Origin of the sequence: Dyadobacter frigoris, assembly GCF_005280585.1 — a bacterium.
Classification (GTDB): Bacteria; Bacteroidota; Bacteroidia; order Cytophagales; family Spirosomataceae; genus Dyadobacter; species Dyadobacter frigoris.
The window spans coordinates 144,741-167,189 of sequence record NZ_SZVO01000008.1 but is presented as its reverse complement, the minus strand read 5'-3'; the positions used below and the strand labels follow the sequence as shown (position 1 = coordinate 167,189).

Annotated in this window: 18 protein-coding genes; 4 read left to right on the top strand and 14 right to left on the bottom strand. The window is 38.0% G+C overall.

Annotated features, from left to right (window positions below; all coding sequences use genetic code 11):
• Window positions 1-3: 3 nt before the first annotated feature.
• From FDK13_RS17900 to FDK13_RS17870, 7 genes are all read right to left on the bottom strand, one after another.
• The gene (locus tag FDK13_RS17900) at window positions 4-2,562 is read right to left on the bottom strand and encodes a DUF5686 and carboxypeptidase-like regulatory domain-containing protein (RefSeq protein ID WP_137341384.1); all 2,559 of its coding nucleotides are present in this window, start codon (window positions 2,560-2,562) and stop codon (window positions 4-6) included.
• 74 nt (window positions 2,563-2,636) lie between these two features.
• Window positions 2,637-3,008: a GtrA family protein gene (locus tag FDK13_RS17895; RefSeq protein ID WP_137341383.1), complete on the bottom strand. Its 372-nt coding sequence runs from the start codon at window positions 3,006-3,008 to the stop codon at window positions 2,637-2,639.
• Window position 3,009: 1 nt separating this feature from the next.
• Window positions 3,010-3,468 carry a phosphatidylglycerophosphatase A family protein gene (locus FDK13_RS17890; RefSeq protein WP_137341382.1) on the bottom strand — a complete coding sequence of 153 codons (459 nt, stop codon included), beginning with the start codon at window positions 3,466-3,468 and terminating at the stop codon, window positions 3,010-3,012.
• A gap of 200 nt (window positions 3,469-3,668) precedes the next feature.
• The gene (locus tag FDK13_RS17885; RefSeq protein ID WP_137341381.1) at window positions 3,669-4,661 is read right to left on the bottom strand and encodes an NAD-dependent epimerase/dehydratase family protein; all 993 of its coding nucleotides are present in this window, start codon (window positions 4,659-4,661) and stop codon (window positions 3,669-3,671) included.
• Window positions 4,658-5,785, bottom strand: a complete 1,128-nt coding sequence (locus FDK13_RS17880) for a GNAT family N-acetyltransferase (protein WP_137341380.1) — start codon at window positions 5,783-5,785, stop codon at window positions 4,658-4,660. The genes FDK13_RS17885 and FDK13_RS17880 overlap by 4 nt, the downstream gene beginning before the upstream one ends.
• The gene (spt, locus tag FDK13_RS17875) at window positions 5,782-6,990 is read right to left on the bottom strand and encodes a serine palmitoyltransferase (RefSeq protein ID WP_137341379.1); all 1,209 of its coding nucleotides are present in this window, start codon (window positions 6,988-6,990) and stop codon (window positions 5,782-5,784) included. Before spt ends, FDK13_RS17880 begins: the two co-directional genes overlap by 4 nt.
• A gap of 754 nt (window positions 6,991-7,744) precedes the next feature.
• Complete coding sequence (locus FDK13_RS17870) at window positions 7,745-8,344, bottom strand: TetR/AcrR family transcriptional regulator (RefSeq protein WP_137341378.1); 600 nt, start codon at window positions 8,342-8,344, stop codon at window positions 7,745-7,747.
• A 437-nt stretch (window positions 8,345-8,781) separates the two neighbouring features.
• On the opposite strand from FDK13_RS17870, the gene FDK13_RS17865 reads away from it, so the two are divergent.
• Both FDK13_RS17865 and FDK13_RS17860 read left to right on the top strand, forming a co-directional pair.
• A complete protein-coding gene (locus FDK13_RS17865) occupies window positions 8,782-8,970 on the top strand; it encodes a hypothetical protein (RefSeq protein ID WP_137341377.1) in 189 nt (62 codons plus the stop codon).
• Window positions 8,971-10,104: 1,134 nt separating this feature from the next.
• Complete coding sequence (locus FDK13_RS17860) at window positions 10,105-10,926, top strand: DNA-3-methyladenine glycosylase family protein (RefSeq protein ID WP_229216091.1); 822 nt, start codon at window positions 10,105-10,107, stop codon at window positions 10,924-10,926.
• A gap of 13 nt (window positions 10,927-10,939) precedes the next feature.
• Here FDK13_RS17860 and FDK13_RS17855 read toward each other — a convergent pair whose 3' ends face one another.
• Window positions 10,940-11,215, bottom strand: a complete 276-nt coding sequence (locus FDK13_RS17855; protein ID WP_137341375.1) for an Ada metal-binding domain-containing protein — start codon at window positions 11,213-11,215, stop codon at window positions 10,940-10,942.
• A 206-nt stretch (window positions 11,216-11,421) separates the two neighbouring features.
• Between FDK13_RS17855 and FDK13_RS17850 the strand changes: the two genes are divergently transcribed.
• Entirely contained in the window at window positions 11,422-11,943 is a 522-nt protein-coding gene (locus tag FDK13_RS17850) for a DinB family protein (RefSeq protein ID WP_137341374.1), read from the top strand.
• 72 nt (window positions 11,944-12,015) lie between these two features.
• On the opposite strand, the gene FDK13_RS17845 is transcribed toward FDK13_RS17850, so the two are convergent.
• From FDK13_RS17845 to FDK13_RS17830, 4 genes are all read right to left on the bottom strand, one after another.
• Window positions 12,016-13,017 carry a PAS domain S-box protein gene (locus FDK13_RS17845; protein WP_137341373.1) on the bottom strand — a complete coding sequence of 334 codons (1,002 nt, stop codon included), beginning with the start codon at window positions 13,015-13,017 and terminating at the stop codon, window positions 12,016-12,018.
• Window positions 13,017-13,454, bottom strand: a complete 438-nt coding sequence (locus FDK13_RS17840; protein WP_137341372.1) for a response regulator — start codon at window positions 13,452-13,454, stop codon at window positions 13,017-13,019. The genes FDK13_RS17845 and FDK13_RS17840 overlap by 1 nt, the downstream gene beginning before the upstream one ends.
• Window positions 13,451-17,938, bottom strand: a complete 4,488-nt coding sequence (locus FDK13_RS17835) for a PAS domain-containing protein (RefSeq protein WP_137341371.1) — start codon at window positions 17,936-17,938, stop codon at window positions 13,451-13,453. The genes FDK13_RS17840 and FDK13_RS17835 overlap by 4 nt, the downstream gene beginning before the upstream one ends.
• Before the next feature lie 497 nt (window positions 17,939-18,435).
• Window positions 18,436-18,888: a hypothetical protein gene (locus tag FDK13_RS17830; protein ID WP_137341370.1), complete on the bottom strand. Its 453-nt coding sequence runs from the start codon at window positions 18,886-18,888 to the stop codon at window positions 18,436-18,438.
• Window positions 18,889-19,435: 547 nt separating this feature from the next.
• On the opposite strand from FDK13_RS17830, the gene FDK13_RS17825 reads away from it, so the two are divergent.
• Window positions 19,436-19,711, top strand: a complete 276-nt coding sequence (locus tag FDK13_RS17825) for a hypothetical protein (protein WP_137341369.1) — start codon at window positions 19,436-19,438, stop codon at window positions 19,709-19,711.
• A 124-nt stretch (window positions 19,712-19,835) separates the two neighbouring features.
• Here FDK13_RS17825 and FDK13_RS17820 read toward each other — a convergent pair whose 3' ends face one another.
• Window positions 19,836-21,092, bottom strand: a complete 1,257-nt coding sequence (locus tag FDK13_RS17820; protein ID WP_137341368.1) for a hypothetical protein — start codon at window positions 21,090-21,092, stop codon at window positions 19,836-19,838.
• Window positions 21,093-21,128: 36 nt separating this feature from the next.
• A complete protein-coding gene (locus FDK13_RS17815) occupies window positions 21,129-22,439 on the bottom strand; it encodes a hypothetical protein (protein ID WP_137341367.1) in 1,311 nt (436 codons plus the stop codon).
• Between the last annotated feature and the right edge of the window lie 10 nt (window positions 22,440-22,449).

The window sequence follows — 22,449 nt, the reverse complement described above, 5'->3', positions numbered from 1 at the left end:
AAACTAGAAATCCAACTTAACCCTCGCCCTGACTCCCCACTCTGCAACATTAGGATTGTCAAGATAGTTGAACCGTTTAACCAAATCAACTCGTAATAACTTAAAAATGTTCGCGATCCCGACACTTCCTTCCATGTAAGGTTCTTTATTCAGCGAATAAGTAGCCGATGTTCCATCGGGATTTGTCAAAAACTTATACAAATTCGGATTATAAGCAGGGTTATTTTCATTTCTTAAACCACCATACAGTCCTCTGAATGCTACAACTTCTCTAAGTTTCAGTCTTTTCAATAACGGTATTTTGTTAAAAACAAATCCGTTCAAATAGTATTCCACACTCATGCTGGCGTAATGGTCACTGACAAATTCCAGGAAGTTCATTAAGTTATACGAACTTAACTGATACGCATAACTCTGGTTGGCTCTGTGAATGGTAAGCAAAGGAAATGGAATGTTTTTCCCAACTATATAGCCGCCTTCCGCAGTCACGTCAGCATATCCGAACTGTGACAGGAAAAATCTTTTTGCCACATTACCCGTAATATTCTGATAATTGGTTTCTCCCTGCAAAAGCCCTTTAATGCCTTTGCTGTATCGCATCGTGAAAATCGGATATTTATTAGGAATCGGCGTGCGATACAATTTCCCCTGATAATATTGTTCATGCGGGGCATATCTCAATTCGAGACTTACTTCCGCATTTGACAATGAATTAATATTGATCAAACCATCACTTCCAGCATCATAACGCTGGTAAACCAAAGCACCAGCCGGGGCTTGTTTCCATTGTGTAAATCCAAATTTGTAAGACACTCTGCTTGGAAATTCCCGAACGTATTCGAATTTATAGATATCATTATAGAGCCACTTGTCATTATTTCCTCTTTTGAAAGATAAAAGGAAATTGTCTTCCTGCACAAACTGCAATTCCTGACCGGGAATTTTGGTATCATGCTGATAGCTCAACCTGAAATAATGCAGCGGGAAATGGTAAATGGATTTATTGTTCAATGAATAAGTACCGCTGGCAAAGTATTTCCATTTCTGATCTTTAAAACCATACGCGGCATAAGTTTCAAAATAAACACGTTTGCTGAAAATTGGCGTAGTTCTGCCGCCGAAACGTAACCTCAAACCTTCCACCGGATTGAAACTGTAAAACGTATTTACAGGCCCAATTTCAACCGGGCCAAGTGCTTTATAACCTGCCAGTAAAAGCGTTCCGATATCCATTGTACGTCGGAAAGACTTTATTGTCTGTAACGTATCAACATTTTTATAAATCTCGACTTCACGGTGTTCCAAAGGAATGTGACGGGAGTTAGTCCAAAAGTCGGGACTTTTCTTTTCACCTTCCTTATAAACTATTTCCTCCGAAGGTCCCTTGTAAATACTGTCATTCTGAGCTTTATTGATTTCATAATCTTTAAACGTCACCGTTCGCTGACCATAAATCCCGCCACCTTTATCTCCAAAGGCGAATTCCATTCCCAGCGTACTTTTGCTAAGGTGATATCTTCCATCCGAACTTTTTTCGAATTCAAGTTTCGCTTCAAGATCACGCATGAAGTTCAGGTTGATATCTTTGTTGACCGTCAGATAAGCATGCTGAACGCCATAATGGCCATCCAAAGTAATATACAATTTCCCCTGAAAAAGGAGATCTGTTTTATTTCTTGGAATAAAACTCAATTCAATAAGCCACGGCTGCTGTGTTTTTACAGTGTCTGTGATAAAGAATTTGTAAAAAGTAGGTGCAGAGCCAGCAATGGGGCTAAGCAAAAGATTGGTTACAACCGAAATATTATTGTTGTAGATATTTATATCTTCATAAAGTCTGTTGAAATAAGTGCTTAAACCGTCGTTATCGATGAACCGTGAATCATATTCTGCACGCTGGTCTGCCAATACGCGCTGTTTCTTTTTGTAGGGATCTTTACGGAAATAAATCTGTGAAAGTCGTTCTCTTAAATAGGCCGGAAGCATGTTTTTCCCTCCGATCGTACTGGAATCCTGCTCTGTGAACAGAAACTGGTAATTTCTAAAAATCCGCTTTTCCCGAAATTTGTCAGATAAATTACTCAGCGCCAGAGAAATTTTCTCGTACTGTTCGTACTGAACAAAATCATTGGCATCCATCTGATTTTCCTTTTTGTGGTCGATCACTTTTTGGATCAGTTCAACGGCAGGATTGTTCCGGTTGCGGTAACGTGCTTTTCCTTTAATGACAACTTCTGTCAGCATCGATGCATTTACACTAAGCTTTACGTTAATTACCTGATCAATACCTGGCGTAATGCTTTTGACAGAAGTATTATAGCCAATGTAACCGAATTGAATTTTGGAATAACTACCATCCAGTTTGATTGAATAACGGCCTTCGTCATCGGCGAGTGTTCCAATCGTGGTACCTGGTATCTGCACATTGGCATAAGGCAAAGTTTCCTTCGAAGCAGAGTCCGTAAGTACTCCTCTGATAATTGTAGTTTGCGCACGGACAATGCCTGAGCCAAACAGAATCAGAAAGAATAGTATACCTGCTATTTTAAATTTTACTAACATTTTTTATTTTTTTTAGCTTCCCTGGGCTGCTGAGTTAATTAAGCCAGGAAAAACTCATTTAAGTTCTGTGACGATCACCTGAAAACCAGTTTTTTCTGAAACATATAATTGTATCCAAAACCAACAATAATGGCTACCATAACTTTGGATATAACATAATTAAAATTTGTTTTTTCCAACAGCAAATACATTCCTCCTGCATTTAAAATCAGATTTCCGACCCAGACAACGAAATATTTTAATACTTGTCCACCAATTTTATCCTCTGCCGCGTCGAATACCCAGTATCTGTTAATCGTAAAATTAGCTACCCCACCAAAAAATGTTCCTGCTATACTTGAACTAAACGGTTCCAGTCCAAAAAAGTTCACCAGAACGATTGCAGTCGAAAAGTCGAGAAATGTAGCAATCAATGAAGAGGCCTGCGCCTTGATAAACGTTAACATTTTACAAGAGATTAAATCTGAACGCTATTTGTAGAAGGATGTTTGCACAAATACCGGCAAGCACATCATCAAGCATCACGCCATACCCACCGGGTAATTTTTCTGCTTTTCTGATGTAGAGAGGTTTAACAATATCGAAAAACCTGAACAGTATAAGTCCTGTTATAATATAAGCACCTGTTGAAGGCAGAAATAATAAGCTGATGCACATACCTGCGACCTCATCGATCACTACTTTTTTATCATCTTTTCCCCAAAAAGGCTCAACTGCATCCGAAGAAATTGTCCCAATAATTGTAATAAAGAGTGTTATTCCAAAACCAAACCAGATTGATGGTGTAAAATAAATTTGCCAAAAGTACCAGCAAATACAAGTAAATACAGCTGCGACTGTTCCGCCACCTTTCCCTACATATCCTATCCCAAGGGATGTTGCAATTATTTTATGCAACTGACTCATTATTTTCAGGTTATTTCAATTCTACAAAATCCTGATTTACAAATACATGCAATCGGACCAACTATTTTATCCCTGACCTTTCAATTAATTATTTATACATCACCAGGCTCCAAGTCAGGAAAGCACGATGTTCGTTTTACAATCCTGGCAACCCAACATGCTGATCTTTATCTGTCATAATCTTCAAATTTAGAGGTGATTTAAAGCCACTTTCCCTTTGTATACCACTGCATGGATTCCGCCAAACCTGCTTTTAAATTGTAAGCGGGACTATAATGCAGGTCTTTTTTTGCTGCTTCAATACTACAAGCCCAGTTTGGGGCTGTAAGTTCATTCAGCTTTTCTTTATTAAGAACCGGCGTGTTTTTAGAATTCATGTAAGCCAGTTCTAATACGTTAGCCACTACTTTTACAATGCCTTCGGGAATATGGAAACGTACTGTTTTATTTCCGAGCAGGTCTTTAAAAGTATCAGCAAGCTCGTAACGGCCATAAACATTGCCGTCCGATATATTATAAGTACGTTCTGTTTTATTTTCAGCACTTAATGAAAGCATGATAGCATTCACCAGATCCTGCACATAAACAAAACTGAAACGTTGAGGTTTTTTTCCAATATACATATCCAACCCGTCCTGCAACATTTTGAAAACGATATGTAAATCCTTTTCGCCAGGACCGTACACCGCTGTTGGCCTCAAAATAGCAATTGGCAAAACGCTGTCGGATAAATATTGCTCTGCTAATAATTTACTTTTCCCGTAAGCCGTGACCGGATTGGGCTTTCTGCTTTCTGTAAAAAGTTTTACGTCATCATAATCAGAAGGGCCAATAGCGGCCAGACTGCTGACAAAGACAAACTTTTCAAGAGGAATATTTGCCAGCGTCGCTGCCAGAGCCAGATTTCTGGTATATTCCGCGTTAATCGTATTATATTCTTCTATACTTTTCGCTTTGGTCGCACCAGCCGCATGAATAATATAAGAATATTGCCCTGCTTCCAGATTGCTGACCAACGATTCTTTCGAACCAAAATCAAGCGTTACAAAATCAGGCGCCAAAGCATTCAAATGTGATAACTTGCTCGATGAACGTACTGCGGCATCAACCTCAAATCCGGCTTTTTGCGCAGCCTTTACAAGATGATATCCTATAAATCCACTCGCACCAGTTATCAAAATCCTTTTACTCATATTTCTTTTTCAAGCAATCTGTAACGCTTGTAAATTTCTCCGTTCATCTGATCCAGTGCACGGTTCATCATATGATTATCTTCCAGCATCCACGAGCACTCTCCACCTTTTATTTTAGTCCCCCTTGAATTTTTGATAATTCCACCATACAAACAGGCTTCAATACCCAACTTGCGGTAGCCATCAATAACGCCAAGTGTTAAAATCCGCAGCATGTCAATATTCTTTTTCAGAAAAAGAAGTTTAAAAATCCCTGTAGGCAATAATCTTCCCTTTTTGATTTTGATCAGAATTTGATTGATATCAGGTATCGCCAATACGAAACCTACAATTTTACCTTCTTTCTCTGCAAGCAAACAATAATCCGGATTCAGGATCATCTTTAAATCCTTTGCCAGGTATTCAAACTCATGCTCCGTCATTGGTACAAAACCTAGATTTTCTGCCCAGGCGATGTTATATATTTCCCTGATTTTAGGAACCTCATTTTTAAAATCTTTGATATTTACCTTTCTGATAACGATACCGTTTCTTTCGAGTAATCGCTTCTGAAGCAAATCAAGCATTCTTATCGATTTGTCGTTTACAGTTGCGTGCATCACTTTGTAAGCCAGCAAATCTGTTTTTTTTGTAAAACCGATATTTTCAAGAAGCGTCAGGTAATAAGGAGCATTGTAAGGCATCATCGCAACCGGAGGCGAGTCAAAACCATCAACTAAAAGTCCGCAAACATCATTTGTTGTTGGACTCGCCGGACCCTGAATCCTGTTAAGCCCCTGATCTTTAAGCCACTCCGTCGCCTTTTCAAAAAGCAAATTGGCAGTTTCCTGATCATTAATAGAATCAAAAAAACCAAAAAAACCATCTTTTGCCCCTACAAATTCATTATGATTCTTATTATGTATAGCAGCAATTCTACCCGTTATCTTACCATTTTCGTCAAACGCTAAAAAACACTGCGCTGATGAATGCTCATAAAAAGGATGTTTACCAGGAGAAAGCAAATCTTTTTGCCCAATAAATATTTCCGGAACGTAGTTTACATCATCCTTATACAAGTCATGAGGGAAATCAACAAAACGGTCCAAATCCTTATTAGAGGTAACGGGTAAAACTCGGGTCATACACTTTCAGAAATAATAGGGTAGGAATATATTTGTTTGTAAGCCTTAGTCATTTTGTCTACTGCTTCTTCAATCTGAGCGAAAGTGTGGGTTGCCATTAAAGAAAAACGAATGAGTGATTCCGTAGTATGCACAGCTGGCGATACAACAGGATTTACAAAAACACCGTCTTCATGCAAAATCTTGGTGATCTGGAATGTTTTTTCGTTGTCCCGGATATATACAGGAAGAATTGGACTTTCAGTTCTTCCCAAATCAAAGCCGCTTTCAAGCAATAATCTCTTGGCATAATGTGTATTAGCCCAAAGTTTTTCAATATGCTCAGGTTCATTTTGGACAATTTCAAGAGCAGCTAAAACAGTGGCAACAGATGAAGGTGTCATACTTGCACTGAACATCAAAGCACGTGCACGGTGTTTCAGATATTCAATTGTTACCTCGTCTGCCGCGATAAAACCGCCAAGTGAAGCAAATGATTTGCTGAAAGTACCCATGATAAGATCCGTCTTATGGGTAAGACCAAAATGAGAAGCAGTCCCTGAACCGTTCACACCTATAACACCCAGACTGTGAGCGTCGTCAACCATAATATTTGCACCAAATTCCTCTGCGATAGCGGCCATTTCAGGAAGTTTGACAATGTCACCTTCCATACTGAAAATACCATCCGTAGCAATCAGCTTTATTGCGTCCTCAGGAAGATTTTTTAGTTTATTTCTCAAATCATCCATATTATTATGGCTGTATTTGACCACTTTTGAAAAGGACAAACGGCTCCCATCAATAATAGAAGCATGATTTGCATCATCCAGAATCAGATAGTCATTTCTTCCGGTAATACTGGAAAGTGCTCCTAAATTAGCCTGAAAACCGGTACTGAAAAGAACCGAAGCTTCTTTTCCGGTGTAAATTGCCAATTTCCTCTCTAACTCTTCATGGATATCCAGCGTACCATTAAGAAAACGAGAGCCTGCGCACCCGGTTCCGTATTTGGTAGTTGCCTCACGTGCCGCTTCCACTACCTTAGGATGATTTGTCAAACCTAGATACGAATTAGAACCAAACATCAGCACTTTTTTGCCGTGAATGATTACCTCAGTATCCTGACCTGATTCAATTGGCCTAAAATAAGGGTAAAGCCCCCTTTCCTTAATTACCTTCGAATCTCTGAATTCAGAAACCCGGGCATGTAGTTTATTCCCCATAAATATTTAGTGTCAGAAACATGCACCTACTTCCTGATTTCCAGTTAGTTCCAGTGGGTTATGCATTTTTTTCATCATTAAAAAAGTAATTTAAGCATATTACGGCAATGTTAAAGCATTGTTTCGCCTGCATTACCTAACATGTTAACTTCAATAAAGGTTTTTACTTGAATTAAATTATTTAAAAAAATTTATAACAAAAACAGTTTTTTTAAGTTGAAGCAAGAATTAAAACCTATTCTTATGAAAACTTTATGAAAAACCCGATTTTCTTCCAAACTCTCCGATATTCCTTTTAAAGTTATCAGGCAAGGATATTTCACTGTTTTCAATGGATATACCCTCCTTCTTGAAAATTTAAAAACCGATTTTATTATATTTTTACAAAGATATAAAAATTGTATTTTTAAAACTTTCTTTCCTTAAAAACAGTCAGCTTTTTGTCTTAAATAGAATTATTATTTCCACCAACCATTAGAGTCTGGCAAAGAAAATATTTTTCTGCTAGTTCTTCACCCCTTCTTTTTCAATATCTGCTTATTTTAATCTTTATTTAATTTTTTGTTATTTTTTTGTGAAGTCAGGATTCCTCATAACAACAAACATGCCTGGTTATTCTAAAATGATGTCAGGTTGTATTAAGTGATACAATTCCTTAATTTTCTGACAGTTATTACGACAGTTCAGATTCCAGAACAGGCTTATTTAAAATTAAGGACTAATAACGTATCAGAGTCGATGTATGATCCCAACATTATTTTTTCAGTCCGTTCATCACCAGCTGCATAAGCAATTGCAGATAGTCATGCATCTCATCAAGTTTATCATACATGATAAGATCAAACTCAATACTCCTTTGGGCACTCGTCAGAACAAATGCCAGTCTGTTAAGTTCGCTGTCCGATAATATCCTGAACTCCCCACTGATCATACCATATTCCAGGATACTTTTCAAAATCACAATCTCCTTTTCGTCATATTTTTTCCGCCAATGACAGTCCCCTCCGGTCGCAAACATTGCTTCCCGGGTTTCTGATACCAGTACAGTGTAGAGATTTGCCATTTTTTTCATCATTTCAAAACGCTTAAGATAAAAGGTCTTGAATTTTTCCCAGGCTGTTGGAGATTTGGCAATTTCGCCTTGGAGCATCAGAAAAAAGTCATCCTTTTCTCTGCTGATGATGGCTTGAAAAATTTCTTCTTTACTTTTAAAATAATAATAAAGCGTGCTTTTCCCCTTCCCCGCATCCTTGGCAATATCTTCCATGGTTGTTTTATTCAAACCATATCTCTGAAAAAGTTTGTTAGCCCCTTCCAGAATTTTTGCCTTAATTATTTCATCTTTATTTAACATCTTCTATTAATTATTTTTCGACTAAAATCGAATAATGGTCCAAAATTAACCTATGCTCTTTGTACAACAACATTTTATTCCAAATAATTTTAATATTCAGAATAAAATACCAAACCATCTTAATTAATTTAAATACTGATGCATAGATTATTCCAATAAATGCCTTATTTACAAAGGGATCTTTATTTGTTATTGAGAAAACGACAGAGACTTGCGCTTTATGAAGGATATAAAAGGCGAGAATTAACTGTTAATAAAAAAATCAGGATAATACATGATTTTTTTATGTAAAAATAAAGAACTTATACTTGTATTTATTTAACGGTTAGGGCTTTAAATTTAATTCAAATATCATTGGCCCGTTATTTAAATTCCTCAGTATGGTTGTATACACCAAGAATTCAATAACTATTTTCACACATATTTAACCCAGCATCATGCAAACCGATTCAGAATCATTAACGGAAATCAGCCGGCTGCTCGACATGTATATCAACGAGATACAGTCGTCAGAATTAAAACCACTGGCAGCCAACATTTATCTTACCCATGCCAAAAACTTCGTCCGATGGATTGAAGGAGAATTTGTACCAGGAGGCCGGCTGGAAAAAAACAAAGCCAGGTAACAGACCACATTTCCACAGGGTCTAAATCCGAAGTACCCAACAATCCGGTTTTTCAGCACTACTTCACACACTATTAGTTCTTCACTAAAATTTCCTATAAGCTTTTCTTCTACACTCAATTGATTTGCTCCCGCAATCACGTAAACTGGTTTTTTTTAATTTAATAGCTCTCGCCACAACTGATCAAAACATCAACTTCTTTTTTAACTTAATTATAACAAAATATAAACCATACCGATATAGTTTGTGTTCTCCACACCTACTTTTAAGGTCTGCGTAAGCAATTTTTAAAAGCTGATTTGAAATGATACATGAGAAACGACGGACCATTGATGGTCGGCAATGAGCAGCAAGTAATTGACAAGATCATGTACCAATACGAAATATTTCAAAATACCAGGTTCCTTGCACAATTAGTTACAGGATATACCTCATCAAAAAGTATTAAAAGCAATTGAGCTTTATGGAACCAAGATAGCGTCCGGTCATCCGAAAGGAAACAGGAGGAAATTAAGGAATTGGCAGAGTTAAAAAAGTGATCAATTGAATATCTTCTTCAAAAATCGTGACATGTAAGAAATATTCAACAGTTCGAGACAAACTTAAATCCAAACCTAATAATTTTAGGGATTAACGACAATTCCCAAAATAAAAATCTCAACCTACTTCAGGAAGTAAAGCAATTTTTCCCCGCAACCAGAATTATTATTTATGATGAAATAGTTTATGATTTTAAAACTCTTCCATACCTTGAATTTGGAATTGATGGCTATTTGTTGAAAAACAAATAGCCAGACGAACTTATCAGATGTATTGAGATTGTATTAAGTAGCAAACTGTACATTTGTAATGAAGTATTGCAAAATCTATTTAATGGATTCTTATTGGAGAATACAGCCTTGGCAAGAAAACAATTGTTATTCAATTTGAGGAATCCTGTTTGAATGGTTTTTCAAAAATCAGCAAGATCCGGATTGTTTGTAAAATTAGCCTCTGCTACTTTTACATTCTTTCAATATCCTGAAAGCCTTATCCGAAATCATAATGGGCGACAATATTATTTCATTAGCCATAAATTCAACTTTCAGTTTCAGCGAATGCCTATGGTTTCTCAATCGTAATTATGATGACTGCATGCATTCAATCGTTGATAACAGAATATTGAAAGCTGTGCTCATCGATGAAAAACCTTTTTTGTTAGGAATATCTCAAAAACCGGGTTCACTGGAAATAGAAATCCTTGCCGGTGAACCTGATTCGGAAACCAGTTCTGCCGTTAAAACCTATGTAACTGAATGGCTGGATCTTGGCCGGAATTTACAGCCATTTTATCAATTACTTAACCAGCATAGTCAACTTTCCTACATGGCCGAGGAATTTGAAGGTTTACGCATTATTGGCATTCCTGATCTTTTCGAAGCCTTATGCTGGAGTATCACCGGGCAGCAAATTAATCTGACTTTTGCCTATAAACTTAAAAGAAGACTTGTTGAAAAATATGGCAGCCAAATCGAGTTCGATAATGAAATATTTCACATTTTTCCGTCTTTTCAAGTACTTGCAGGAGCCGAGTCGAATGATCTAAGGGCAATGCAGTTTTCCGCAAAAAAAGCAGAATACATTATTGGCATTGCAAAACTTTTTACTGACGGAAAACTCAGCACAGAAATACTAATGTCTCTCCCCGATTTAGAAGCCCGGCAAAAAATGCTGATGTCTGTTAAAGGTATTGGTATCTGGACAGCAAATTATGCCCTCATGAAAAGTCTGAAAGAACAGTCCAGCATTCCGTATGGTGACTCAGGTATGTTACAGGCATTGTTATTACACAATATTATAATGGATAAAAAAGATAACGAAAAGGTTCAGAATTTTTTTCTGGGAATGACAGGCTGGGAAAGTTATACCGTTTTTTATTTATGGAGGAGCCTGGCAAAAAAATTACCACAAGTTTGATTGGCATAAACTGTCAGCTGGTTTTCAAATCTTTACTTAATTTCCAAAGTCTATATTTTGCAGGCATACAATGTGCGCAAGGCCGGTAACCTTCTGAAATAGCTTCTAATTCGTCTTTAAAAAAAACGCGGTTTTCAATTTTCATCTTTTTCCCGGAACGACAATTTAAAGTGCCATAAATCTTCGTCTTCCTATATCCTCCAACGGTAATATCTCCTTTTCTGATCAGGTTTCCGAGAATCTTCTGAATTTCTATTTTACTTATTCCCAGACTCGTATGGAGTATCATAATTTAACAGATTTCTTTTTATTTCACCAAAATTATGATTCCGGTTTTTTATTAAAAACCTGATTCTTGCTTTCGGGTTATCGGGATTTATATTTATTTAACCTTGAAAAAATATTTTCAAGGTTGAAAAACTTACTGACATAGGGCTGTCATTAGCTAGTGTTTCCTTTGCAGTGGAAATAATAAAAACATAACCTTTTAGCAAAATGGAAAATAACACAAGTGAGGTAAAAGAACTTTCGGCATCTGAGGTATTCATTACGATGGATGCATTGCTGGAACACTGGCAAAGCCACCGCAGGATTACACGCCGGGTAATTGAGGCATTTCCTGAAGATAAATTTTATACATTTTCTATCGGAGGCATGAGGACTTTTGCAGAACTGGCCATGGAGATCATGGTACTTTCCGGACCCGGAATTCATGGAATTTTGTCAGGTGAGTGGACTTACGGCGATCCTCCACTAAATTTCACATCACAACCGCCAGCCACCAAACAAGAAGTTCTTGTACTTTGGGATAAAATTACAGAAGAAATCAACACGCTCTGGCCACAAATTCCCGTTTCCCGTTTTCATGAATCAGATGCGGCTTTCGGCCAATATGATGGGCCGGTTTATTTTACTACTTTATATATTATTGACAACGAAATCCATCACCGAGCCCAGGGATACGTTTATTTGAGAGCGCTTGGCATAGAGCCGCCGGCATTCTGGGATCGGAGTTAGGAAATTATACTATTGGCCATGATTAAATAAATTCCTCATATTAAAGTCCGACCGATTTTAATACGGGGAATTTCAAATATGCTTCGTCTTATTTGCAATATCCCTGATAATTCCATCTAATTCGTTGGCGGAAATAAGGATATGATCGAGCAATTCATTTTGTTCGTTTTCGGAATGCTGGTAATTTTTGATCAGGTCAACAATGCCCATCAGTCTGGCAATTGGCGCACGTACCACATGTGACTGAAGCCAGGCGATTTCCTGCAATTTTTGATTTTGACGTTCAATAGCTTCAACATAACGGAGCCTTTCGGTAATATCATTGATCAAAACCACCCTTGCCTTTCTGCCATTAATATAAATGCCGTTGCTTTGAATTTCGGCCTGAATTATATCCCCGTTTTTCTTCCTGTGCCGTGATATCCCGTTGTAATGAATGGTAGCCGTTTTTCTGGTAAGAAATAAAGTTTCGTCCAATTTGGGCAACTCTTCAACCGGCCGTATATCCCGTATCGTCATGTCAAGAAATTCTTCAAGACTATAACCATAATGCCTGATGGCGGCATCGTTTACGTTCAAAAATTGTAAAGTTTCCAAGTCATAAACCCACATCGGTTGAGGACTAAGCTGAAAAAGATCGCTGTATCTTTTTTCAGATTCTTCCAGTTCCACCGATTTTTTCTTTCGTTCAATACTGTAAAGTATGCTTTTGTATAGATTTGAAGCAGATAGTTCGTCTTTAAGTAAATAATCGGAAACTCCGAGAGAAAGTGATTTTACACTGAAAGAGATGTCAGGATAACCCGTCAGTACAATTATCGGAATCCCTGCACTCAGCGCAACAATTTCCATGATCAGATTTTCACCACTTTTATCAGGCAGGGAAAGGTCCAGTAAAATAACATTTACAACCAGTTTTTCGTCAACCAGCAAAGACCTTCCTTCCCGGAAGTTTTTTGCCTGGAAAATTTCAGGAGAATGCATCTGCTCATCCAGAAAATCCTCTATTAGCGCAAAATCTCCAGGGTTGTCTTCAATGACCAGGATTTTATATCTGTTTTTATCCTTTTCCATCAATTTTTGTTTACAGATGGCAGGGCTACAATACTAATCCAGAAATTTTCAATCTGTGTAACCACATTTAGAAAACCTTCTAATTCAACAGGCTTGGTGATATAACAATTTGCATGATTTTGATAGGAAAGGCTGATATCTCTTTCCGAGGATGACGTCGTAAGCATGATAACCGGAATATGCTTTATATCATCACTTTTCTTAATATATTGAAGTACTTCGTGTCCGTTCTTTTTTGGCAGGTTCACATCAAGCAGCACCAGGTCAGGCTGTTCGGCCAGGGTATGCTTTCCTTTTCGGTTTAAAAAATCGATGGCTTCCTGTCCATCTCTGACAACACTGATTTTGTTCAAAACCCGTCCTTCCTGTAAAGCTTCTGTCGTGAGTAAAATATCCCCTTCATTATCCTCAACTAATAGTATATGTATACTTCTCATAACGTTGTAGGTTGCTGTTTTGCAATGCTAAAATAAAAAGTGCTTTCTTTTCCTTCGACTGATTTTAACCAGATCTTCCCACCCAGATTTTCAACAATTTTTTTTGTAATCGCCAACCCCATTCCAGTACCGGAGTATTCGTCTTTGTTATGCAACCTTTGAAAGATAATAAAAATCTTGTCGAAATACTGTTCGTCAATCCCAATTCCATTATCCATGACGGCAAATTCCCAGTGCGTCCCGGTATCTTTTGAAGAAATATGGATATGTGGAATTCTTCCTTCGGGCTGATATTTCAATCCGTTACTTATCAGATTCTGAAAAATCTGCCTTAACGGTGTCTTAAATGTAGTAAGTGCGGGCAGCGCAGAGAAGCTGATGCCAGCGTTTTTTTCTTCTATATTCTTTCTGTAAAGAAGAATTATTTCCTCTATCAATTCATTTAAATCTATTTCTTCGAGTTTCTCTTCCGATTTCCCGACTCTTGAAAAATCAAGCAGATCCAGGATAATCTGGCGCATTCTTTTTGCTCCGTCAACAGCAAAAAAAATGTATTTTTTTGCCTTTTCATCCAAGGATTCGCCATATTTTTTTTCGAGCAACGTCAGGAAGCTGGTCACCATCCGCAAAGGTTCCTGCAAATCATGAGAGGCGACGTAAGCGAACTGTTCAAGTTCGGCATTTGAAATCGCAAGGATTTTCAGGTTAATTTCCAGTTCCTGATACAGCTCTTTCAGCTTTTCCTCAGCAAATTTACGCTCTGTAATATTTTTAAAATAAACAGTTAAACCTGCCGTTGCCGGAAAAGCGCTAACTTCAAACCACCTGTCTAAAGGAGCAAAATATTCTTCAAAACGAACCGGTGTATTTTCTTTTAAGGCTTTGTTATATTGATAGTAAAATTTCGATGGAATTACCTGATTATAAATATCCCAAAAGTTGTGATTAACTATTTCTTCCCGTTTTATGTCAAGCAGTTTTTCGGCTTCCTTATTCCAATAGGTCACCGTCCAGTTTTCATTTACAGCAAAAAAACCATCCTGGATACTTTCAAGCGTTTTGTTTTTTTCTTCAAAAGCCGCCAATAGTGCTTTATCTGCCTCCTGACTTTCAATTACTTTCGCCAGGTTAACCGTAATGGTTTTTAAGAACGAAATTTCATCCTCATCCCAGGATCTTTCCTGCCGGCAATCATCAAACCCCAGATAACCATAGAATTTATTCTTTACAAAAACCGGTAATATCAGTATCGATTTTATATCCTGCTGCAAAAGATCAATCTTGAAATCTGAATCGGGAAGCTGACTTATGATTGCATTAAACGGCTTATTTTCATTGAGCGGATTCATAAGATTAGCCAGCGTATCGTGCGGCACATTCTGCAGCCGTGGATTATCAATTTGAGAATCAAAAGTACCGGCATTCCATTCAAATTTCTGACTTGCGAATTTTTGCCCGGAACTGGTATCTGTATAATTTTCAAAATAATAAACCCGGTCTGCAATTACTGCAAGCCCCACAATGCCAAACGATTTATCCAATGCCTCGGACCAGTCATTAAATTGTAAAAGACTATTATTTACTTCTGCAATAGCAGCAAGAAATTTCGACTTCCTGAGAAGTTTTATCTGCGTTTGTTTTCTTTCGGTTATGTCCCTTAACACGCCGATCATCCTCACTGCTTCTAAACCGGAATTTCTAACTATAAATCCCTTTTCCTGCGTAAAGGCATAAGTGCCGTCCAGCTTCCGGTAGCGATACTCTGCCCACCAGTTTTGCTGCGTCTTATCTTCAAGTGCCTTATTTAGATTGTGAGTAACTGCATCTAAATCATCCTGATGAACATTGGAGGACCACTTCTCAACCGGATATCTTTCGCCGGTTACTTCATAGCCAAACAAACGGCGATAACCGTCCCCCCAGGCAATGTGGTCGGTGTTTAAATTCCAGTCGTAAATCGCGTCGTTGGTAGCTTTGTTTACAAGTTCATACCGCTCATTACTTAGTTTCAGGGCATCTTCCGTTTTTTTCCGGTCCGTTACGTCCAGTCCGGTACATTGGATTTCAGAAGATTTTCCGTTAGAGTCAGCCAAACAAATAAAATCCCATAAGGTCGAAATAATTCCACCTCCATTTCGAATTTTATCAATCTCAACCTGATAGATTTTACCCGGCTTTTGTTTACATAAATCAGAAACTTCTAAAAACCGGAAATGATGCTCAGAAATGGTGGTATCAAGACAACTTTCACCAATCAGATTTTCATCAGCAAAAAACCATCCGAAATCCTGTTGATACTTTTTGTTATAATAAGTATAACGACCTGTCAGATCCAGCCTGACTACATAATTTGTCTGGGCATCCACCAGACTTCGCAAACGGGATTCACTCGCCAGCAATTCTTCCTGTGTTTTCCGGCTTTCGGTAATATCCAGGCAGGCTCCTATCATTTTCAGCGGATTACCTTTTTCATCGGTTTTTAACCTACCCCATGATTTGAGATTCCGGATCTCCCCTGACGGACGAATAATTCTTTCTTCAAAAACAATATCTTTTTTTGTTTGTAATACGCTCTGAATTAACTGATAAACACGCATTTTATCATCAGGATGCAGCATTTCCTGATAGCCTTCAAATGTGGCCTTAAATCCGGACCGGGTTAAACCATAAATGTCATAAAGTGTATCCGACCAGCTTACCACATTATTTACAATATCCCACTGCCAGTTACCAAAATGTGCCAGTTCCTGGCCCTGGTTCATCAAAAAGAAAGTCTCTTCCAGTATTTCGGAACTTCGCCGGTTTTCCAGAATGACTTTTAAAATAGCATTTGATTTTTCTACAACTTTAAGTTCTTCATCGATCGGCTCTTTCACCTCGTGATAGTAAATACCAAATGTGGCAATTACATCTTCCTCCGAATCTAAAATCGGCTGCGACCAGCAAGCGCGCAGATTGAATTTCAAAGCCAAATCTTTGTAGTCTATCCATCGAGGGTCATTTTCTATATCACTTACAATGACCGGTTCTTTCAGAAAAGCGGCTGAGCCACAGGAGCCCGTATTTATCCCGATCGCCAAACCTTCGATAGATTCTACATAATCAAGTGGCAACGACGGCGACGACCAATTGTACAGGTGACCATTTTTGACATAAAGAATGGAGCATTTCATATTTGGAAAAATCGCTTCTATGCCTGTAAGATATTCCGTCAGAAGATCCTGAATAGCTATTTCCTTGTGTGAGTTTAATTCCAGTACTTTTCGTTCCAGATGTTCCAGTTGGACAAACCGCCTGCCCTCCGAAATATCCATCATGATACCACGCAGCAGCGCTGGTTTGCCATTTTGGTTGATCACCGAAACAACATCCTTTATCCAGACAAGACTTCCGTCTGAACGCATCATTCGGTAATCAAACGTATGGTTTCTGCAATCCTGGGTTGAGCGCTGACAATAGGCAACAGCCTCTTCACGGTCGTCCGGGTAAATATGGTTTGCCCAAAAATCAGGTTCCCCCAGCCATTCCTGCGGTGTATAACCAAGAATATTTATGACCTGATTGGAGATAAAAGAAAATTCAAAAGTTTCCGCATCCGCCTCCCAAACTATCCCGTCAACAGTCTGGATCAGTGATTCAAAGCGATTTCGTGAAATCAGAAGTTCTTCTTCATTGATTTTATTTTCATTAATATCCTGGATTGCGCCGTAAATCCTGGTACAAATTCCATCCTTTAATTCTGCCTCGCCCGTTAATCTGATCCACCGTTCATTTCCTTTTGCTGTAATAATCTGTAATTCCAGGTCAAATCCTGAACCATCTTCAATTACCTTATTTACAGCGGCTTGAAATAAATCCCTGTTTTTACCTTCTTTATAAAAATGCACCGCCGAATCCTGATAAGGAAAATAATCTTTATCCACTTCATGTATTTCTCTTACCACATCCGACCAGGTGATCACCTTGTTAACCAAATTGGCTTCCCAGCTCCCAATCCTTGCCACCCGTTGTGTCTCTTCAAGAAATTTTTCATTCCTGGCAAGGTTATCACTGACTGCCTTTTCATTTTCTTTTACAGCTAGCATTTCGGTAACATCGGTGATCGAGCGTATAATAAATTGTATCTCATTGTCCGCATCTAAAATCGGGGTTATGGAAGTTACCAGCTGTTTTACTACAAAATCAAAAGTTCCTTTTATTGGTACCTGATAATCAAAAACCGGTGTCTGGAGCGTGCGCTTTTCAATGATCGCTTTTTGCAAAAGATCTTTCCAAAGGTGTGCTTTAAAATAAGGTTTGCTGCTGAGCGCTTCAAAAAAACCATTACCTACAAAATCTTCTCTTGCAATATTGGTAATTTCAAGATAAGCTTCGTTTACGTCAATGACCGTAAATTTGGGAGAATCCGGAAGTAATACTACTCCGGGCGTGGGCAATGCATTGAATACTTTATTAAGATATTTAGGGTCTACCATGTTGAGCATGCCAGTCTTTTTATTAGCAATCCTAAATATAGCATAATGTACGGCTTGTGCACTATTGTCATATACAATACAATAAAATTATTGTTCGGTATATAATTTTTATTTTATCAAACTTTATTTTTATGAAATTTTCTTCGCAGCCCTATTGAAATATTGACATGCCAAAAACTCCAGTGGCAAAGTGTGACATGAAATATCAGTTCCTCGTCCATTCATGATCGCAACCACTTCCGCGTCAAAGCTGTGGATTTCTACCCCTGCGCTATATACGGCCAAACCTTTTTCGGTATTTTTTTATTTAGTTCCAACTGTTTTACTTCTTCGTTCAGGCAGATTTACGAAATGCCGGATCACATTCATTTGCCCGCGTTTTTCGCAGCATATGTTTTCGTAAATTTCACTACTCTAAAGGCATTCGAAAGGAATATACATCGAATATTACGACCTATATTCCTTTCTGATTTAATAAATATTTGCTTCAAAAACATTCATGAAAGCTATCTCCGCGCTTCACCGACAAATTGGTAAAAATGGCGCACAGTATCTGCTTTTTCAGAATAATCCTTCATTAACTCGCTGGTTTCCAATATTTGTCCACCTTTAAGATAATATTTTACAAATCCCTCAGGATTAAACTTCATCAGAAAAATCAGGTTTTTCTCATCAGCTATGGCACCTGTCCTGCTCTGAACCATCGTTGAGGTAAGGCTATCGCCGGTATAAAACGTAACCAGATCACTTGACTGATTATTGAAGAAATTAATTGTCTTGGATTTTGCATTTTCTCCTTCCGTTATCGTCTTTGTAGGTGTCGTTGTTTTGAACCACTTCCATTGTCCCTGTAATCTGGTTTCAAACGGAGGAGCCACACAACCGCACAATTTATTGTCATTGCACGACGAGAGAAAAATGCAGGATAATAAAAAGAGAAGAGGTTGAGTGATTTTCATAAAATTGATCGATGAGTTTTTATTATGACACCAATACGCAGGCAAATCGTTGCAAAGCTGTTAAAAAATTTTATTGACAACTAATTTTAATACAAAACGTTCATTGATTTTAACAATTTGATACCATAAAAAATAATTATAAATGAGGTGACATTGACTATCTTGAAATTATAAAACTCACCAAAATCCAACCGAAATTGAAACTCAAATCGAGAATCCTGACTGGTATATACTAACCGCGCCGGATGCCAGACCGATTGAAGGCGTTTACGGAGACATCGATAATTCGCTGGTTATTACAACGGGGCTCAAAATTTACAAAACCGATGATAAAGGAAAAACCTGGCAAGCAGGAAATTACAATAAACCAATCGGAATTTTCAGTTTTACACAGGTAAAAGATACGCTGCTGGTCTTTAACACCAAGTCTTTCAGATCGAATAAATTAAATGAGCAGGCTATTTATGCAACAAGTCCATCCTTTTATAGCATAGATGGACTAAACTGGTTGCCATACAATAATGTAACTTATTCGGAAAAAGACCCAATGATTTTACTTAACAAAGTATACACCGTTACGGGTACTGAATACAAAACTGATCAGGTTAGCATCGGAGGAAATCCTGAACCTGCCGGGATAATCACTTCAACGGGACAGAAAATAAGTTTACCACAAAATCATCAGATCAAAAGTCTTTATTTTGACAAAAAAGATCGTCTTTATGTATCAGCTTCTGCTGCTTTTTGCGTAGGCGGAAATAATTTTTCTTTTTGTAAGGGAGAAAATGGTGTGCTGTATGTTTCGAAATTAAGTAAAAAATAATCTTGGTTTGGGACCAAAAGACTTATGCTATAAAATAAACGCTCTTTTGAAGTTATAAGATGTGTTAAAATCAAGAAATCCATGGCGAAAAAATCTTTGCTGAAAGCTTTTTTCCACACTTTACTTAAAAAGTAAATCCTAAACCAATCGTCAGAAACCAGTTTCTTGACCCATTTCCGGTATCTATTGAACCTTCCCAGCGGGTCAAGTCCGCGTTTATGAAAAATTTCTTTAAGATTCTCTGCTGGTATCCCCCGGTAATACCGGTTCTCCATCTATCCTTAGATGTTGATAGCTTATTAAAATTCGCACCTCCATTATCATAGTAAAATGAGTAATTTCCCCGAAGGCCCACATAGGGTCCAGAAAAATTCGCGCCATCCTTACCTTTTAATATTTTTCTTTTTTGAAGAAAATAATACCGAAACTGTAAACCCGTCGACATGGAAATCTCTGTGATGTTGTAATCACTGGAAATTGAACTTGTTGGAAGCGAATTATAGCTCATGGTTGTCTGTACGCTGTTATAAAGCATGCCACTCCACTCTAAGCTGGCGGAGAAAGGGCTTTTTCCAATTTTTCGCTCATAGGCAACACCAGCTTTAACCGACTGCCCCTTTAGCCCGATCCTGATGTCCGGGAAATTCACTTTCCACTGATCCTTTATCTGTTCATCACAAACCAGCGCATCGCATATTGGAGCAGTAGAGGTATTTTTCCAGTCACCAAATGCTAATCCCAGCATGACCTGTGTATTAATTGTAAAGTTATTAATTCCCCTTAGCATGGTTGGTCTTCTGTAAGTTAACCTGGAAATGCCCACCGAAAAATCAACATGTCCTTTGTTCAGAAACCTGCTTTGGAAACCATATTGTAAATTGAGCTTATGCAGGCCGCCGTACGAATAAATCCAGCTAGCATGGGCATGGATCGATTCTTCCATAGATAAAGCAAGATAACTTCCACTGAAATTATTAGCACTAAGCCCAGTTTTCATTCTTTTATTCATGTTGAAATACCACCGGGCCTTCGCGTTAAACCATAAGCTCTGTAAATAAAAACGGTCTTTAAATGTGTCAACAGTCAGACCATTTGCGTCACTGGACGTCTGAACGAAGACACCGGCTTCCAATGAAAAAGCACGCAAAAACTTATACTCATAAGCCAGATTAAGTCCGGTTCCCTTACCTTCAGAAGACAAATAATCAACTTTAAATATGTGGCGGGTCGGAATTTTTGTCATAAATACATTTTCATACCTATCTATAAAATGCTGCTTGACAAGTGTGTCTCCTTCTTCGCTGTACGTTATTCTGGTTGTATCCTGGGCATAGGATGCATTCGCCAGAATCATTAAAATGGAGATAAGAATTTTTTTCATCGCTGTGAACTCAAATTAGTTAAGAGAAAACCATTCTTAGAAAACAAAGCCAAAGCCGACTTTAAAATTCCAGGAATTCTTATTGTCCATACCCACTATCGGTACTGCATACTTCCGGGAGAGGCTTCTCAAATAATAAGCGTTGGCGTCAACAAAGAATTTTTTGAGAAATCTTAGCTGATATCCGGTAGCCAGACTTGCAGTCCAGTTGCTACCAAATCCCTTCTGGACATTGTTTTCGTGAAAAGGCGAATGATATTCTGTATAATTTTTCTGGTATCCGCTTCCAACGCTGAAATAGGGCCCCGAAAAATTGGCTGATCCTCTTCCCTTTCTGATTTGCTGTTTTTGAAGATAGTAATAGCGAAGCTGCAATCCGCCTGTCAGAGCTCCATTCTCGTTCCAACCTTTAAAGCTGTAATTGTAAGGGCCAATAAAATCGTCAATGTTCCGATAAATTATTAAATTCAAATCACCGGTTATGGAAAAAGGGCTTTTCCCAATTTTTCGCTCGTATGCAATTTGAGTTACAGCTTGCTGCAAGCTGGTTCCTATGTATAAATAAGGAAAGTTCAGCTTCCATTGATCGTTAATATCTTCATCACAAACGAGTATCTCACAGCTTGGTAAAGTAGATTTTTTCTTCCAGCTACCAATCCCCAGACCAAAATTCATTTGTGTTGCAATCTTAAACTTACTGAGCTGATATTTACTTTTATGATCACTGAAATTATAATCTTCATAAGAACCTGTCGGTCTATGAAAAAGACCTACGGAAAAATCTACAAAACCGTTGTTCAAAAACCTGCTTTGAAAGCCATATTGAATACCTGTTCTGCGCTGGCTGCGCCCGGGATGCGGATACCTATTTTTGAATATAAAAGACTGTTCGTAAGAGAAAGCGAAATAATTTCCACTAAAATTGTTTGCATTTAATCCACTTTCAATCCTGCTTTTCATGTTATAATACCAGCGGGCTTTGGCGTTAACATATAATTCGTCCAAAATCGTATTTTCAGCCCCTCCTCTGTTAAACATGCCTCGTGAGATTCCCTGCTCATTTGTCACGTTTTCAAAATACCCTCCTGCTTCAAGAGAAAATGCAGGCAAGACCTTATACTCGTAACCAATATTAAGGCCAGAACCTCGAACCAGGGAAGTAGCATATCCAACTTTTATGATATGGCGGCTAGCCACTTTTGTCATGAACACATTTTCATATCGGTCAATAAAATGCTGCTTGACCAGCGTATCCTGCACTTCCAAAAACGTGACTTTTAAGCTATCCTGCCCGAATGCAGAATTATTCAGGAAAAGTATAACTGAGAAAAGTATAAATTTTTTCATGGCTAATAGT

Bases quoted from the DNA above. Each gene is read 5' to 3' on its own strand.
- FDK13_RS17900 (WP_137341384.1), bottom strand. From the start codon at position 2,562: ATGTTAGTAAAATTTAAAATAGCAGGTATACTATTCTTTCTGATTCTG.
- FDK13_RS17895 (WP_137341383.1), bottom strand. From the start codon at position 3,008: ATGTTAACGTTTATCAAGGCGCAGGCCTCTTCATTGATTGCTACATTT.
- FDK13_RS17890 (WP_137341382.1), bottom strand. From the start codon at position 3,468: ATGAGTCAGTTGCATAAAATAATTGCAACATCCCTTGGGATAGGATAT.
- FDK13_RS17885 (WP_137341381.1), bottom strand. From the start codon at position 4,661: ATGAGTAAAAGGATTTTGATAACTGGTGCGAGTGGATTTATAGGATAT.
- FDK13_RS17880 (WP_137341380.1), bottom strand. From the start codon at position 5,785: ATGACCCGAGTTTTACCCGTTACCTCTAATAAGGATTTGGACCGTTTT.
- spt (WP_137341379.1), bottom strand. From the start codon at position 6,990: ATGGGGAATAAACTACATGCCCGGGTTTCTGAATTCAGAGATTCGAAG.
- FDK13_RS17870 (WP_137341378.1), bottom strand. From the start codon at position 8,344: ATGTTAAATAAAGATGAAATAATTAAGGCAAAAATTCTGGAAGGGGCT.
- FDK13_RS17865 (WP_137341377.1), top strand. From the start codon at position 8,782: ATGCAAACCGATTCAGAATCATTAACGGAAATCAGCCGGCTGCTCGAC.
- FDK13_RS17860 (WP_229216091.1), top strand. From the start codon at position 10,105: ATGCATTCAATCGTTGATAACAGAATATTGAAAGCTGTGCTCATCGAT.
- FDK13_RS17855 (WP_137341375.1), bottom strand. From the start codon at position 11,215: ATGATACTCCATACGAGTCTGGGAATAAGTAAAATAGAAATTCAGAAG.
- FDK13_RS17850 (WP_137341374.1), top strand. From the start codon at position 11,422: ATGGAAAATAACACAAGTGAGGTAAAAGAACTTTCGGCATCTGAGGTA.
- FDK13_RS17845 (WP_137341373.1), bottom strand. From the start codon at position 13,017: ATGGAAAAGGATAAAAACAGATATAAAATCCTGGTCATTGAAGACAAC.
- FDK13_RS17840 (WP_137341372.1), bottom strand. From the start codon at position 13,454: ATGAGAAGTATACATATACTATTAGTTGAGGATAATGAAGGGGATATT.
- FDK13_RS17835 (WP_137341371.1), bottom strand. From the start codon at position 17,938: ATGCTCAACATGGTAGACCCTAAATATCTTAATAAAGTATTCAATGCA.
- FDK13_RS17830 (WP_137341370.1), bottom strand. From the start codon at position 18,888: ATGAAAATCACTCAACCTCTTCTCTTTTTATTATCCTGCATTTTTCTC.
- FDK13_RS17825 (WP_137341369.1), top strand. From the start codon at position 19,436: ATGATTTTACTTAACAAAGTATACACCGTTACGGGTACTGAATACAAA.
- FDK13_RS17820 (WP_137341368.1), bottom strand. From the start codon at position 21,092: ATGAAAAAAATTCTTATCTCCATTTTAATGATTCTGGCGAATGCATCC.
- FDK13_RS17815 (WP_137341367.1), bottom strand. From the start codon at position 22,439: ATGAAAAAATTTATACTTTTCTCAGTTATACTTTTCCTGAATAATTCT.